The organism is Streptomyces sp. NPDC090127, assembly GCF_044746945.1.
Taxonomy (GTDB): Bacteria; Actinomycetota; Actinomycetes; order Streptomycetales; family Streptomycetaceae; genus Streptomyces.
The window spans coordinates 391,637-405,492 of record NZ_JBIVDE010000001.1; the positions used below are offsets into that span (position 1 = coordinate 391,637).

Annotated in this window: 14 protein-coding genes; all 14 read right to left on the reverse strand. The window is 68.6% G+C overall.

Features of this window, described 5'->3' with window-relative positions; genetic code table 11:
- Nucleotides 1–78 precede the first annotated feature (78 nt).
- The 14 genes from atpD to prfA all read right to left on the reverse strand — a co-directional run bounded on the left by atpD (nt 79) and on the right by prfA (nt 13,789).
- The gene (atpD, locus tag ACIPPS_RS01690) at nt 79–1,521 is read right to left on the reverse strand and encodes a F0F1 ATP synthase subunit beta (protein ID WP_361959601.1); all 1,443 of its coding nucleotides are present in this window, start codon (nt 1,519–1,521) and stop codon (nt 79–81) included.
- Complete coding sequence (locus ACIPPS_RS01695) at nt 1,521–2,438, reverse strand: F0F1 ATP synthase subunit gamma (protein ID WP_401425551.1); 918 nt, start codon at nt 2,436–2,438, stop codon at nt 1,521–1,523. Before ACIPPS_RS01695 ends, atpD begins: the two co-directional genes overlap by 1 nt.
- Before the next feature lie 20 nt (nt 2,439–2,458).
- Entirely contained in the window at nt 2,459–4,057 is a 1,599-nt protein-coding gene (gene atpA, locus ACIPPS_RS01700; RefSeq protein WP_401425553.1) for a F0F1 ATP synthase subunit alpha, read from the reverse strand.
- Between the two features lie 132 nt (nt 4,058–4,189).
- Nucleotides 4,190–5,005, reverse strand: coding sequence for a F0F1 ATP synthase subunit delta (locus ACIPPS_RS01705; protein WP_401425555.1), 816 nt, complete (start codon nt 5,003–5,005; stop codon nt 4,190–4,192).
- Nucleotides 5,002–5,547, reverse strand: coding sequence for a F0F1 ATP synthase subunit B (locus tag ACIPPS_RS01710; RefSeq protein ID WP_401425558.1), 546 nt, complete (start codon nt 5,545–5,547; stop codon nt 5,002–5,004). The genes ACIPPS_RS01705 and ACIPPS_RS01710 overlap by 4 nt, the downstream gene beginning before the upstream one ends.
- 41 nt (nt 5,548–5,588) lie before the next feature.
- Complete coding sequence (gene atpE, locus ACIPPS_RS01715; RefSeq protein WP_401425560.1) at nt 5,589–5,855, reverse strand: ATP synthase F0 subunit C; 267 nt, start codon at nt 5,853–5,855, stop codon at nt 5,589–5,591.
- A 94-nt stretch (nt 5,856–5,949) separates the two neighbouring features.
- A complete protein-coding gene (gene atpB, locus ACIPPS_RS01720) occupies nt 5,950–6,759 on the reverse strand; it encodes a F0F1 ATP synthase subunit A (RefSeq protein ID WP_401425563.1) in 810 nt (269 codons plus the stop codon).
- A gap of 225 nt (nt 6,760–6,984) precedes the next feature.
- A complete protein-coding gene (locus tag ACIPPS_RS01725; protein ID WP_401425566.1) occupies nt 6,985–7,401 on the reverse strand; it encodes a hypothetical protein in 417 nt (138 codons plus the stop codon).
- A 265-nt stretch (nt 7,402–7,666) separates the two neighbouring features.
- Entirely contained in the window at nt 7,667–8,992 is a 1,326-nt protein-coding gene (locus ACIPPS_RS01730) for an MraY family glycosyltransferase (protein ID WP_401425568.1), read from the reverse strand.
- A gap of 106 nt (nt 8,993–9,098) precedes the next feature.
- Complete coding sequence (gene glyA, locus ACIPPS_RS01735) at nt 9,099–10,346, reverse strand: serine hydroxymethyltransferase (protein ID WP_401425571.1); 1,248 nt, start codon at nt 10,344–10,346, stop codon at nt 9,099–9,101.
- Nucleotides 10,347–10,466: 120 nt separating this feature from the next.
- The gene (locus ACIPPS_RS01740) at nt 10,467–11,111 is read right to left on the reverse strand and encodes a protein-tyrosine-phosphatase (protein WP_401425573.1); all 645 of its coding nucleotides are present in this window, start codon (nt 11,109–11,111) and stop codon (nt 10,467–10,469) included.
- A complete protein-coding gene (locus tag ACIPPS_RS01745) occupies nt 11,108–11,755 on the reverse strand; it encodes an L-threonylcarbamoyladenylate synthase (RefSeq protein ID WP_401425576.1) in 648 nt (215 codons plus the stop codon). The genes ACIPPS_RS01740 and ACIPPS_RS01745 overlap by 4 nt, the downstream gene beginning before the upstream one ends.
- Before the next feature lie 74 nt (nt 11,756–11,829).
- Nucleotides 11,830–12,675, reverse strand: coding sequence for a peptide chain release factor N(5)-glutamine methyltransferase (gene prmC, locus ACIPPS_RS01750; protein WP_401425578.1), 846 nt, complete (start codon nt 12,673–12,675; stop codon nt 11,830–11,832).
- A gap of 37 nt (nt 12,676–12,712) precedes the next feature.
- The gene (gene prfA, locus ACIPPS_RS01755; RefSeq protein WP_401425580.1) at nt 12,713–13,789 is read right to left on the reverse strand and encodes a peptide chain release factor 1; all 1,077 of its coding nucleotides are present in this window, start codon (nt 13,787–13,789) and stop codon (nt 12,713–12,715) included.
- Nucleotides 13,790–13,856 lie beyond the last annotated feature (67 nt).

Genomic DNA, 13,856 nt, shown 5'->3' on the forward strand with positions numbered 1-13,856 from the left:
GGTCAATTCTAATGGGCGTGAAGAGAGGGGCGGGACCGGCCCGCGCGGGACGGCCCGCCCCTCTCATGAGCACGGGGCTCAGGAGACGCCGAGCTCCTTGGCGTTCTTCTTGAGGTCCTCGAGCCCACCACACATGAAGAAGGCCTGCTCGGGGAAGTGGTCGTACTCACCGTCGCAGATCGCGTTGAACGCGGCGATCGACTCGTCGAGCGGAACGTCCGAACCGTCCACGCCGGTGAACTGCTTCGCCGCGTGGGTGTTCTGGGACAGGAAGCGCTCGACACGCCGGGCGCGGTGGACAACGAGCTTGTCCTCCTCGCTCAGCTCGTCGATACCGAGAATCGCGATGATGTCCTGGAGGTCCTTGTACTTCTGCAGGATTCCCTTGACGCGCGTGGCGGCGTCGTAGTGCTCCTGCGCGATGTAGCGCGGGTCCAGGATCCGGGACGTGGAGTCCAGCGGGTCCACGGCCGGGTAGATGCCCTTCTCGGAGATCGGACGGGAGAGAACCGTCGTCGCGTCGAGGTGGGCGAAGGTGGTGGCCGGAGCCGGGTCGGTCAGGTCGTCCGCGGGGACGTAGATCGCCTGCATCGAGGTGATCGAGTGACCACGGGTCGACGTGATGCGCTCCTGGAGGAGACCCATCTCGTCGGCCAGGTTCGGCTGGTAACCCACTGCGGAGGGCATGCGGCCGAGCAGCGTGGAGACCTCGGAACCGGCCTGGGTGAAGCGGAAGATGTTGTCGATGAAGAACAGCACGTCCTGCTTCTGCACATCGCGGAAGTACTCCGCCATGGTCAGACCGGCGAGGGCCACGCGCAGACGGGTGCCCGGGGGCTCGTCCATCTGGCCGAAGACCAGCGCGGTCTTGTCCAGAACGCCGGCCTCCTCCATCTCCACCATGAGGTCGTTGCCCTCACGGGTGCGCTCGCCGACGCCCGCGAAGACCGACACACCGTCGTGCAGCTTGGCCACACGGACGATCATTTCCTGGATCAGAACGGTCTTGCCGACACCGGCACCACCGAACAGACCGATCTTTCCACCCTTGACGTACGGGGTGAGAAGGTCGACGACCTTCAGGCCGGTCTCGAACATCTCGGTCTTCGACTCGAGCTGGTCGAACGCCGGGGCCTTGCGGTGGATCGTCCAGCGCGGGGCGTCCGCGACGGTGGAGGCGTCGTCGTTCAGCACCTGACCCAGCGTGTTGAACACGCGGCCCTTGGTGACATCGCCGACCGGCACGGTGATGCCGGCGCCGGTGTCCACCACGGGGGCCTGGCGGACCAGACCGTCGGTGGGCTGCATGGAGATGGTGCGGACGATGCCGTCACCGAGGTGCTGGGCGACCTCGAGGGTCAGCGTCTTGGTCGCGCCCTCCTCGGCCGGGTCCGGAACCTCGACGTTCAGCGCGTTGTAGATCTCCGGCATCGCGTCGACGGGGAACTCCACGTCGACGACCGGGCCGATGACCCGGGCGACGCGGCCCGTGGCGGCGGCCGTCTCAACAGTGGTCGTCATTACTTGTCACTCCCCGCGGTCGCGTCGGCCAGGGCTGCGGTGCCACCGACGATCTCGCTGATTTCCTGGGTGATTTCGGCCTGGCGGGCCGCGTTGGCAAGTCGGGAGAGGTTGTTGATCAAGTCTCCCGCGTTGTCGGTCGCCGACTTCATCGCACGGCGCGTGGCGGCGTGCTTGGAGGCAGCCGACTGGAGCAGCGCGTTGTAGATCCGGCTCTCGACGTAGCGCGGCAGCAGGGCGTCGAGGACGTCCTCCGCCGACGGCTCGAAGTCGTACAGCGGACGGAGCGTGTCCTGCTCGCCCGCCTCCTTCGCCACCTCGTCGAGGCTGAGGGGCAGCAGCCGGGCCTCGACCGCCGTCTGCGTCATCATCGAGACGAACTCGGTGTAGACGATGTGGAGCTCGTCCACGCCGCCCTCAGCGGTGTCCTTCTCGATCGCCTCGATCAGCGGAGCCGCGATCTTCTTGGCGTCCGCGTACTCCGGCTGGTCCGTGAAACCGGTCCACGAGTCGGTCAGCTTGCGCTCACGGAAGTTGTAGTGCGCGATGCCACGACGGCCGACGACGTAGATGTCGACCTCGCGTCCCTCGCTCTCCAGCTTCCTCGTCAGCGCTTCCGCCGCCTTGATGGCGTTGGAGTTGAAGGCGCCGGCCAGACCGCGGTCGCTCGACAGGAGCAGGACCGCGGCGCGGGTCGGGTTCTCCACCTCGGTGGTCAGCGAGTGCTTGTCGTTCGCACCCGTGGCGACCGCGGTGACCGCGCGGGTCAGCTCGGTCGCGTACGGGGTCGACGCCTGCACCTTGCGCTGCGCCTTGACGACGCGCGAGGCGGCGATCATCTCCATCGCCTTGGTGATCTTCTTCGTCGCGGTGACGGATTTGATGCGACGCTTGTAGACCCGGAGCTGCGCTCCCATGAGTCAGGTCCCTTCCGTCGTCACTTCGAGACGTTGACGGCAGCGGAAGCGTCGTCGCCCAGCAGCTTCCCGTCAGAGGTCTCGAACTGCTTCTTGAACTCCGCGATGGCGTCACCGACGGACTGCAGGGTGTCGTCCGACATCTTGCCGCCCTCACGGATGGAGCTCATGAGACCCGCGTGGTTCTGGCGCAGGTACGCGAGGAGCTCGGCCTCGAAGCGACGGATGTCGGCGACCGGGACGTCGTCCATCTTGCCGGTGGTGCCGGCCCAGACGGAGACGACCTGGTTCTCGGTGGGCATCGGCTGGTACTGAGCCTGCTTGAGCAGCTCGACCATGCGCTGTCCACGCTCCAGCTGCGCCTTCGACGCGGCGTCCAGGTCGGAACCGAAGGCGGCGAACGCCTCCAGCTCACGGAACTGGGCCAGGTCCACACGGAGGCGACCGGAGATCTGCTTCATCGCCTTGTGCTGGGCGGAGCCACCGACACGGGAGACCGAGATACCGACGTTCAGGGCCGGACGCTGGCCGGCGTTGAACAGGTCGGACTCCAGGAAGCACTGGCCGTCGGTGATGGAGATGACGTTGGTCGGGATGAACGCCGACACGTCGTTCGCCTTGGTCTCGACGATCGGAAGACCGGTCATCGAACCGGCACCCAGCTCGTCCGAGAGCTTCGCGCAGCGCTCGAGGAGACGCGAGTGCAGGTAGAAGACGTCACCCGGGTAGGCCTCACGGCCCGGCGGGCGGCGCAGCAGCAGCGACACGGCGCGGTAGGCGTCGGCCTGCTTCGACAGGTCGTCGAAGACGATCAGGACGTGCTTGCCCTGGTACATCCAGTGCTGACCGATGGCGGAGCCGGTGTACGGCGCCAGGTACTTGAAGCCGGCCGGGTCGGACGCCGGGGCGGCGACGATCGTCGTGTACTCGAGCGCGCCGGCCTCTTCCAGGGCGCCGCGAACGGACGCGATGGTCGAGCCCTTCTGACCGACGGCGACGTAGATGCAGCGGACCTGCTTGTTCACGTCGCCCGAGCGCCAGTTGTCACGCTGGTTGATGATCGTGTCGACGCACAGCGCGGTCTTGCCGGTCTGACGGTCGCCGATGATCAGCTGACGCTGGCCACGGCCGACCGGCGTCATGGCGTCGACGGCCTTGTAGCCGGTCTCCATCGGCTCGTGCACCGACTTACGGGCCATAACGCCCGGGGCCTGCAGCTCGAGGGCGCGGCGGCCCTCGGTCGCGATCTCGCCGAGGCCGTCGATCGGGTTGCCGAGCGGGTCGACGACGCGGCCGAGGTAGCCCTCGCCGACACCTACGGAGAGAACCTCACCGGTGCGCTGCACCGGCTGGCCCTCCTCGATACCGCTGAACTCGCCGAGGACGATCGCACCGATCTCGCGCTCCTCGAGGTTGAGGGCGAGACCGAGGGTGCCGTCCTCGAACTTCAGCAGCTCGTTCGCCATGGCCGAGGGAAGACCCTCCACCTTGGCGATGCCGTCGCCGGCCAGGCTGACCGTTCCGACCTCCTCGCGCGAGGCCGCGTCCGGCTGGTACGACTGGACGAAGTTCTCCAGCGCGTCCCGGATCTCCTCCGGCCGGATCGTGAGCTCCGCCATCTGGGTTCCCTGCTCTCCTTGTTGGGCCCGAAGTTTTCTTGGGGGTCTGGGGGCCGACCCCCAGGAATCTTCTGCGATGTGCACGGCCCAACCGGGCCGCTGATCATGCTTGTGTGTGGCTGGCAGCTGTCGTCAGCCGGCCAGTCGCCGGGACGCCTCGTCGAGGCGCTCCGCGATGGTTCCGTTGATGACCTCGTCACCGACCTGCACCGAGATCCCGCCGAGGACCGCGGGGTCCACGTCCAGGTTCAGGTGCATCTGGCGGCCGTACAGCTTGGCCAGAACGGCACCGAGGCGCTGCTTCTGCTGGTCCGACAGCGGCACCGCCGTGGTGACGACGGCGACCATCCGGTCCCGGCGCGCCGCGGCGAGCTTGGAGAGGGACTCGAGTCCCGCTTCCAGGCTACGTCCCCGGGGCTGGGTCACGAGACGGACGACCAGACGCTCGGTGACCGCGTTGGCCTTGCCGCCGAGCAGGCTGCGCAGCAGCTCGCTCTTGGCGCTCGCCGTCGCGGCCTTGTCCGTCAGCGCCGAGCGGAGCTCGGTGCTGGAGGAGACGATCCGGCCGAACCGGAACAGCTCGTCCTCGACGTCGTCCAGCGCGCCGGCCTTCTGCGCCGCGGTGAGGTCGGCGGTGTTCGCCAGCTCCTCGACCGAGTCGACCAGGTCCCGCGAGCGGGACCAGCGGGAACGCACCATGCCGGAGACCACGTCGGTGGTCTCTCCGCCCACCTGACCGCCGAGCAGCCGCTGGGCGAGCTCGGCCTTGGCCTCGCCCGCCTGCGCCGGGTCGGTCAGGACCCGACGCAGCGAAACCTCGCGGTCGAGCAGCGCGGTGACGGAGGCCAGCTCGCCCGCGAGCTTCGCCGCGTCGACCGAGGTGTTGTCGGTCAGCGCGTCGAGGGACTCCCGTGCGGCGGCCAGTGCTTCACGGCTCGCTCCGTTCATCGGACGGCCTCGGCCTTCTCCTCGAGCTCATCGAGGAAGCGGTCGATCGTGCGGCTCTGGCGGGCGTGGTCCTCGAGGGACTCGCCGACCAGCTTGCCGGCCAGGTCGGTGGCGAGCTTGCCCACGTCCTGACGCAGCGAGGTCGCCGCGGCCTTGCGGTCGGCCTCGATCTGCGTGTGGCCGGCCGCGATGATCTCCTCGCGCTGGCGCTGGCCTTCCGCCTTCATCTCCTGGATGATCGCGGTGCCCTGCTCCGTCGCCTCCTGGCGAAGACGCGCGGCCTCATGGCGGGCCTCGGCGAGCTGGGCCTTGTACTGCTCCAGCACACTCTGGGCCTCGATCTGGGCCGACTCGGCCTTCTCGATGCCACCCTCGATGGCCTGCCGACGCTCGTCCAGAACCTTGTTGATGTTCGGGAGGAGCTTCTTGGCGAGGAAGCCGAAGACGATGACGAAGGCGATCAGGCCGATGACGAGCTCGTCAAGATGCGGGATCAGAGGAGGCTGGGGCTCCTGACCCTGCGCAAGAAGCAGAGCGTTCACATCAGTGCCTTCCGTAAAAAGGTTTGGGCTGTCGGTCCGATTTACTGGTAGACGAAGCCCATGACGATGCCGATGAGGGCGAGCGCCTCACAGAAGGCGAAGCCCATGATCTGGTTGGTGCGGATCAGACCGGCGGCCTCGGGCTGGCGGGCGAGGGCCTGCGTGCCGTTACCGAAGATGATGCCGACGCCGACGCCGGGGCCGATCGCGGCGAGGCCGTAGCCGATGGAGGCGACGTTGCCGACGAGGGTGGTCTTGGCGCTGTCACCGGGGGCGGCGAGGTTGATCATTTCGAGAGCAGCGGACATGCCGTTACTTCCTTCTCTTTCAATTACCCGGTGGGGGTTGGCCACCGGACGACTGTTGGATTGGGGGTGCAGCTGATTCCCTTGCGGGAGTCACTCAGTGGTGCTCGGCGAGAGCGCCCTGGATGTAGCTGCAGGCCAGGAGGACGAAGACGTACGCCTGGACGGCCTGGATGAAGAGCTCGAAGGCCGTCATCACGAGGACCATCACGAACGAGGCGCCGGCGTAGACGAAGCCCAGGCCGTTCATGAGGTACCAGGTGGCCAGCGAGAACATCACGATCAGCAGGTGACCGGCGAACATGTTCGCGAACAGTCGCACCGCGTGCGTGAAGGGCCGGATGATCAGGTTCGAGAAGAACTCGAGGACGACGACCATCGGGAGGATCGCACCGAGGGACTTGTCGTAACCGACGATGTTCTTCCAGCCGCCGACGAAGCCGTGCTTCTTGAAGGTCAGCGAGATCCACATGACGTACACGATCAGCGCGAGACCGGCCGGGAAGGCGATCAGCGAGGTGACCGGGAACTGGGCGAGCGGAACGATCGACCAGAGGTTCATGATCCAGACGAAGAAGAACAACGACACCATGAAGGGGACGTACTTCTCGCCGTCCTTCCGGCCGATGATCTCGTAGACGATGCCGCGGCGGACGAAGTCGTAACCGGCCTCGCCGACCATCTGCATCTTGCCGGGGATCAGCTTGGGCTTGTTGAAGGCTGCCCAGAAGAACCCGACGACCACGATGGAGCCGAGGACGGCGAGCAGCATCGGCTTGGTGATGTCGATGCCCCCCACCGTGGCGACGGGCTCGTACATGAACGTGTGCAGGCCCGGCGCCGGGAAGCCGCATCCACTGAAGATGTGGCAATCCGGGTCGAAGGCAAGCGTCTGGTCAGCACTCACCGCGGGCTCCTTCAGCGTGGCGCATAGGTACGGCAACCTCGTTGTGTCGGCGCGGCACGCAGCCGCGGGTCGGCACTGGACTGGTCTTACGGATTAGGGGGCGGCGGTTCGGCGTAGAGCCTCGCGCTGGGACAGGCGTCAGCTCACATGCCCGCGCCCGCAGTGCCGCAGTTGGCACCGGACGATAGCAGGAAGCCGAACGAGCCTTTATCCCGGCCCTACCCTTCACTTCGACGACCCCGTGTTCTTGGGGTCGTCGATGTACATGATCTTGGCCTTCATGTAGGCACGCGCCTGCGCGGCGATCCAGACGAGGGTCACCGCGAGCGTGGTGAAGGCGAAGGCCTTGAAGTCGAAGAACGTCGTGTCCTTCAGCAGGAACATCAAGACGAAGAGGAACAGCAGCTGGGTCGTGTAGAGCAGAAGACCCATCGCCTGGAACAGGTGCGGGTACGACTTGGCCGTCCGCTGGAGCACCACGAGCCCGATCCCCATGAAGGCGATCACGACCGCGCAGCCGATGACGGCGCCGATCGCACCCTTCCCGCCGGCGACCACTCCACTGATGACCGCGGCGACGGCGCCGGTGGCTGCAGCGGGAAGGGCAGCTGACAGAAGGATGCGTGCGTCGTTGGACGGCATGGCGGTGTCTCCGCTTTTGCTTGGTGGGGGCGATGGTGTCGTCAGGGACGAGCGTAAGCCCGGTCCGAGGTGTGTCTCGGGGCCAACGGACCGTCGCACTACGGTCTTTCGGCTCTGTCGCCGGGTCTCGTGAACCGTATCACAAACTATTTGAATAGGTCTTTACCCTCATGGTGTGCTGACTGTCACACATGAGAGCTACAGCGCGCGTGTGTGCAGGACAACAGGGGGTTGTGTCTGCTAATGCGAGCCGATGTGGCATTCGTCAACTTGGCGTTCCGGCCTTCCGCCGGTCGGTGAACCGCGAACGGTGGCCGATCGCGGTGGCTCCGTTGACCCCGGCCGGCACCGGTACGCGCTCCTCCACCGGCTCCTCCGCGGCGGCGGACGCGACCGGGGCGAGGGCCTCCGGGGCGAGGGCCCTGCGGCGCCGGTAGCGCGGCGGGACGAAGGACTCCGCCCAGCGGGGCGCCCGCGGCGTGAAGCGGGGCAGCAGGAGCAGCACCAGGCCGATCGCGCTCAGGAAGACCACCCCGAGCACGATCCACATCGACGTCGAGTGCACCGAGTACGCCAGCGTCCCGAACGCGATCAGCGCCGACCAGAAGTACATGATCAGGACGGCCCGGCTGTGGGAGTGCCCGATCTCCAGGAGCCGGTGGTGCAGGTGCCCCCGGTCCGCCGCGAACGGCGACTGTCCGTTCCAGGTGCGGCGCACGATGGCGAGGACCAGGTCCGCCATCGGGATCGCGATGATCGTGAGCGGCAGCAGCAGCGGGATGAAGACCGGCAGCGCGGCGTGGGTCGCCTCACGGGTCGAACCCTCGAAGATCTTCAGTACGTCGGCGTCGACCTGGCCGGTGATCGAGATCGCCGAGGCGGCCAGGATCAGGCCGATCAGCATCGATCCGGAGTCGCCCATGAAGATTCTGGCGGGATGCATGTTGTGGGGCAGGAAGCCCAGGCACATGCCCATGAGGATCGCCGTGAAGAGCGTCGCCGGGGCCGCCGCCTCGATCGTGTAGCCGTACCAGAGCCGGTACGCGTACAGGAAGAAGGCCGCGGCGGCGATGCAGACCATGCCGGCCGCCAGGCCGTCCAGTCCGTCGACGAAGTTCACCGCGTTGATGGTGAGCACCACCAGGGCCACGGTCAGCAGCGTGCCCTGCCCCTTGGTGAGCGCGACCACGCCGACGCCGGGGATCGGCAGCCACAGGATCGTCAGGCCCTGGATCACCATCACACCGGCGGAGATCATCTGCGCGCCCAGCTTGATCAGCGCGTCCAGCTCGAACTTGTCGTCCAGGACACCGATCAGCCAGATCAGGGCCGCGCCCGAGAGCAGCGCGCGTGGCTCGTTGGAGAGCTCGAAGACGCTGTTCAGGTTCTGCAGGTGGTCCGCCACGAGCAGCCCGGTGCACAGGCCGAAGAACATGGCGATGCCACCGAGCCGCGGAGTCGGTTCTCGGTGTACGTCGCGGGCACGGATCTCCGGCATCGCCCCGGTCGCGATGGCGAACTTCCGCACCGGACCGGTCAGCAGATAGGTCACCGCGGCCGTGACACAGAGCGTCAGCAGGTAATCACGCACGGGCTGCCCCACAGGAATCGCTGGCCATCTCAGCCCCACACCCTAGCCGTGCTGTCCATGTGCTTGAGGACATACGAGCCGCCCGGATGGTTGCGGTCCGGCTTCGTCACCGGCCGTACGGGGGAAATCGCCCGGCAAGATCACGTACTTCCGCACGTACCCGGGCCGTCTCCTCCGCGTCGTCCCGGAGCGCGATCGTGAACCACGCGGCGATCCGCGCCATCTCCGCGGCGCCCATCCCCTGGGTGGTGACGGCGGCGGTGCCGAGGCGGATGCCACGCCCGTCCCCGTACGGCAGGGCGCACGTGTCCAGGACCATCCCGGCGGCCGCGAGAAGGGCCCGCGCGGTGCGGCCGTCGACCCCGAGAGGAGCCGGATCCGCCGTGATGAGGTGGGTGTCCGTGCCGCTCGTGGTGACGGCGAAGCCCTCCGCGGTGAGCGCGTCGGCGAGGACCCGGGCGTGCGCGACCACCTGATGGGCGTACGTCGTGAAGGCCGGCGTCGCCGCCTCCCCGAAGGCGACGGCCTTGGCCGCGATGGTGTGCATCTGGGCCCCGCCCTGGGTGAACGGGAAGACCGCCCGGTCGACGCGGCCGGCGAGCTCCTCGCCGCAGAGGATCATCCCGCCGCGCGGTCCGCGCAGCACCTTGTGCGTGGTGGCGCACACCACATCGGCGTACGGGACGGGGTTCGGGGCCGCTCCCCCGGCGACGAGACCCATGGGGTGCGCCGCGTCGGCGATCAGATAGGCGCCGACCTCGTCGGCGATCTCGCGGAAGATCGCGTAGTCGAGGTGGCGGGGGTAGGAGATCGAGCCGCAGACGATCGCCTTGGGGCGGTGGTGCCGGGCGAGGGCGGCCACCTGCTCGTAGTCGACGAGACCGGTCTCGGCGTCGACGCCGTAGGGCACGAAGTCGAACCAGCGGCCGGAGAAGTTGGCGGCCGAGCCGTGGGTGAGGTGGCCGCCGTGGGCGAGGCCCATGGCCAGGACGGTGTCTCCGGGCCTCAGAAGGGCCGCGTAGGCGGCCAGGACGGCCGAGGAGCCCGAGTGGGCCTGGACGTTCGCGTGCTCGGCTCCGAAGAGCGCCATGGCCCGTTCCACGGCGATCCGCTCGGCGGCGTCCGCGAACGCGCAGCCGCCGTGGTGACGGTCGCCGGGATAGCCCTCGGCGTACTTGTTGGCGAGCGGGGAGCCGAGGACGGCCAGGACGGCGGGCGAGGTGAAGTTCTCGGCGGCGATCAGCTGGAGGCTGTCGCTCTGCCGGCGCGCCTCGCCGAGCAGCACGTCGGCGACCTGCGGGTCCTGCCGGCGCAGGACGGCGAGATCCTCTTCGGGTGGAGCGGTGACCGGCATCTGTGGCTCCAGGCGCGTGGGCTGGCCTTCAGCTCCAATGTAGGCGCGCGGGAGGACGTCTGCCCGACGGTCACCCGCCGCCTGCTCCGACTGGCCCTACGGCCGCGCCCTGTCCGTCGCTCAACGGCGCGTGGGCACTCCCGTCAGCGCCGTCACCACGGGATCCAGGGCCGTGTTGATCTCCTCGCCGATGGAACGGAAGAACGTGATCGGAGCGCCGTACGGGTCGTGGACCTCGTCCGCCTCGGCGGTCGGGGCCAGCAGCCACCCGCGTAGAGCCGCCGCGGCACGCACCAGCGCACGCGCGCGTTCGACCATGCCGTCGCCCAGCGGGTCGGGCAGCGTCGCGGGATCTATGGCCCGCACGAGACGGGTGAACTCCTTGAGGGTGAAGGTGCGCAGACCCGCCGAGTGCCCCATCGAGATGACCTGCGCCCGGTGGTCCCGGGTCGCCGTCAGGACCAGGTCCGCGCGGATGACGTGCTCGTCGAGGAGCTCGCGGCCGACGAAGCCGCTGTAGTCCGCGCCGAAGTCGGCGAGGACCAGCTCCGCGTTGGCCTCCATCGGGGCCCCCTCGTGGCCCCAGGTGCCCGCGCTCTCCACGATCAGGCCGCCGCCCCGGGGGTCGCCCAGGCGGTCGCTCAGGGCATGGCGGGTCAGCCGCTCGGTGATCGGCGAGCGGCAGACGTTGCCGGTGCTGACGTGGAGGATGCGGAAGGAACTGCTCTCGTGCCCCGCTATGCCACGCCCCTCAGGGGCGGTCAATTGGCCACCTCGAGGTCGGGTACGACCTTCCGGAGCTCCTCCGGGGAGAGCGCGCCGGCCCGCAGCAGCACCGGCACCTTGCCCGTGACGTCCACGATCGAGGACGGCACGATGCCGGGCGTCGGGCCGCCGTCGAGGTAGACGGAGACGGAGTCGCCGAGCATGCCCTGGGCCGCGTCGCAGTCCTCCGGGGACGGGTGTCCCGTGAGGTTGGCCGAGGAGACCGCCATCGGGCCGACCTCGGTCAGCAGCTCGATCGCGACCGGGTGCAGCGGCATCCGGATCGCCACGGTGCCCCGGGTGTCGCCGAGGTCCCACTGGAGCGAGGGCTGGTGCTTGGCGACCAGCGTGAGCGCGCCCGGCCAGAAGGCGTCGACGAGCTCCCACGCCTGCTCGGAGAAGTCCGTGACGAGCCCGTGCAGCGTGTTCGGGGAGCCGATGAGGACGGGCGTGGGCATGTTGCGGCCCCGGCCCTTGGCGTCGAGCAGGTCCGAGACCGCCTCCGCGGAGAAGGCGTCCGCACCGATCCCGTACACGGTGTCGGTGGGCAGCACGACCAGCTCGCCGCGGCGCACGGCGGACGCGGCCTCGCGCAGACCGGTCACACGGTCGGTCGCCTCGTTGCAGTCGTATCGCCGAGCCATTTAGCGGGCCTCCTCGTACACAAGCGTGGTCAGGGCAGTGCGGGTCAGAGCGGTGCGGGTGAGGGCGGGGCGGCTCACGGCATCGCCTTGCGGGCGGTCGCGAACCGCGGGCGGTTGTTCAGGTCCGGGTGGTCGGCGGCGTCCGCCCAGCCCGACTCCTCGTTGAAGATCCACGGCACCTGGCCGCCCTGGGTGTCCGCGTGCTCGATCACGACGAGGCCGCCCGGGCGCAGCAGCCGGTGCGCGGTGCGCTCGATCCCGCGGATCGTGTCGAGGCCGTCCTCGCCGGAGAACAGCGCCATCTCCGGGTCGTGGTCGCGGGCCTCGGGAGCGACGTACTCCCACTCGGTGAGCGGGATGTACGGCGGGTTGGAGATGACCAGGTCGACCTGGCCGTCGAGCTCGGGGAGGGCGGTCAGCGCGTCGCCCTGATGGACGGTGACCCGTGAGCCCCGCGCGTTCTTGCGGGTCCACACCAGCGCGTCGTCGGAGAGCTCGACGGCGTGCACGCGCGAGCGCGGCACCTCCTGCGCCATGGCGAGCGCGATGGCGCCCGAGCCGGTGCACAGGTCGACGATCAGCGGCTCGACGACGTCCATGGCGCGCACGGCGTCTATGGCCCACCCGACGACCGACTCGGTCTCGGGCCGGGGCACGAAGACGCCCGGCCCGACCTGGAGCTCCAGATAGCGGAAGAACGCCCGGCCGGTGATGTGCTGGAGCGGCTCGCGGGCCTCGCGGCGGGCGACCGCCTCCCAGTAGCGGGCGTCGAAGTCCACGTCCTTGACGTTGTGCAGCTCCCCCCGCTTGACGCCGTGCACGAACGCGGCGAGCTCCTCCGCGTCGAAACGCGGAGAGGGAACGCCGGCGTCGGCCAGCCGCTGGGTGGCCTGGGCCACCTCGGCAAGCAGCAGGTTCACGCTGGTCCTCCGTGGTACGGGGTGGGGCTTACGGAACTTACGCCGCGGCGAGTTTGGCTGCAGAGTCGGCGTCGACGCAGGCCTGGATCATCGAGTCCAGGTCGCCGTCGAGCACCTGGTCCAAGTTGTACGCCTTGAAGCCGACGCGGTGGTCCGAGATCCGGTTTTCCGGGAAGTTGTACGTCCGGATCTTCTCGGACCGGTCGACGGTACGGACCTGGCTGCGACGGGCGTCGGCGGCCTTGGACTCGGCCTCCTCCTGCGCGGCGGCGAGCAGCCGGGAGCGCAGGATACGCATGGCCTGCTCCTTGTTCTGGAGCTGGCTCTTCTCGTTCTGGCAGGAGGCGACGATGCCGGTCGGCAGGTGCGTGATGCGGACCGCGGAGTCGGTCGTGTTGACGGACTGACCGCCGGGACCGGACGAGCGGTACACGTCGATGCGCAGGTCGTTGGCGTGGATCTCGACGTCGATCTCCTCGGCCTCGGGGGTCACGAGGACACCGGCCGCGGAGGTGTGGATCCGGCCGGCCGACTCGGTGGCGGGCACGCGCTGCACGCGGTGCACCCCGCCCTCGTACTTCAGCCGCGCCCAGACGCCCTGACCGGGCTCGGTCGCGCCGTTGCCGCCCTTGGTCTTCACGGCGACCTGGACGTCCTTGTAGCCGCCGAGCTCGGACTCGGTGGAGTCGATGATCTCGGTCTTCCAGCCCACGCGCTCGGCGTAGCGCAGGTACATCCGCAGCAGGTCGCCGGCGAACAGGGCGGACTCGTCGCCGCCCGCGCCGGCCTTGATCTCCAGGATGACGTCCTTGTCGTCGCTGGGGTCGCGCGGGACGAGCAGCAGCCGCAGCTTGTCGGTCAGCTCCTCGCGCTGCTTCTCCAGCTCCTTGACCTCGGCCGCGAAGTCGGGGTCGTCGTGCATCAGCTCGCGGGCGGTCTCGATGTCGTCACCGTTCTGCTTCCACGAACGGTAGACGGCGACGATCGGGGTCAGCTCGGCGTAACGCTTGTTCAGCTTGCGCGCGTTGGCCTGGTCCGCGTGGACCGAAGGGTCAGCGAGCTTCGTCTCGAGATCGGCGTGCTCACCGATCAGTTCCTCGACCGCCTCGAACATCGGGGGCTCCTGGTTTTCGTACGAACGGGCTGCGGGGACGGCAAAGCGCCGGTCCGGTAGCTCCCGG